Origin of the sequence: uncultured Photobacterium sp., assembly GCF_947502415.1 — a bacterium.
In the GTDB taxonomy this organism is placed as follows: domain Bacteria; phylum Pseudomonadota; class Gammaproteobacteria; order Enterobacterales; family Vibrionaceae; genus Photobacterium.
This window is the reverse complement of the sequence record NZ_CANMZV010000089.1, coordinates 1-972: the sequence shown is the minus strand read 5'-3', so window position 1 is coordinate 972 and position 972 is coordinate 1. Positions and strand designations below refer to the sequence as shown.

Here is a 972-nt window from a genome sequence, read left to right as displayed (position 1 = left end):
ACACTCGGCGGTTTTGGTACGAAGTTCGGTGCGCTTTGCTGGTTTAGTGGGGCACACCTTATCGCAGGCGTTATGTTTTTTTAAGGTAATTCATCACAATGTTGAAAATTAAAGCAGAATCAGTTCGGTGTCCTAGGTGGGCCAGTGAAGATGGAACACGTGTTAGCTGCTTGGTTAGATTCAACCATATGCAAGGAGAACACGAATTTATAGCGTATGCCTATGATTGCGAAGAGCATGGAAGAGGTATATGGCGAAGGTGTGTCAATGGAGATTTTGGTGAAATTCTGCCTTATATCCCCAATGAATATTCTGAGTCATATGGTGATTTTGAACTTCATCAACCTGTTACGGAACTAAGTTCATTTATTAAAGAAGTGAATTCTGAAAATTCAAAGAAATCATTTCGGAGTGTGGCTATTTTATGGGGGGCGATGTTAGATGATTCTTTAAAGGCTCTACTGTTGGTATATAAAAAAGCTAACCCTAATATAAAGCTAAAAATTAACACACTCAATAATAAAATTTCTGCCGCATATAAGTATAAATTAATCAGTGATCACCAAAAGTCACGGTGTGATTATATTCGTCATATTAGAAATGCCACAGCACACACATGGAAATTAACTCTAGATGATGAGAAACTCAGTGACAATCTAAAAAAATTGTATGAGTTAGAACACTCTCATTATTTCAAATATATAAATGATTTAGATTTCCTCTTACAAATGATATACGCAGGATCTTGTGCAACAATGACAGTAGAGTTACAAAATAAACTTGATGCACTCAAAATAAAAACATAACAAAACAATCAAGGTGATGCATTACACTCGGCAGTTTTGGTTTGAAGTTCGGTGTGCTTGGTTAGTTCAGTGTTGGCACACCTTATTGTAGGCGTTATGGCTTAAAAGCACAGGTAACGTGGCTTTCGCTTAAAGGTCTGTGGGTCAAGCTTAGCGGCTACCAAGC

Annotated in this window: 1 protein-coding gene; it reads left to right on the top strand. The window is 37.6% G+C overall.

All coding sequences use genetic code 11. The features are described 5' to 3' along the window. Positions 1 to 98: 98 nt before the first annotated feature. Positions 99 to 806 (top strand): DUF4145 domain-containing protein, encoded by a 708-nt coding sequence (locus Q0852_RS23645; protein ID WP_299022893.1) that lies wholly within the window; start codon positions 99 to 101, stop codon positions 804 to 806. Positions 807 to 972: the final 166 nt, after the last annotated feature.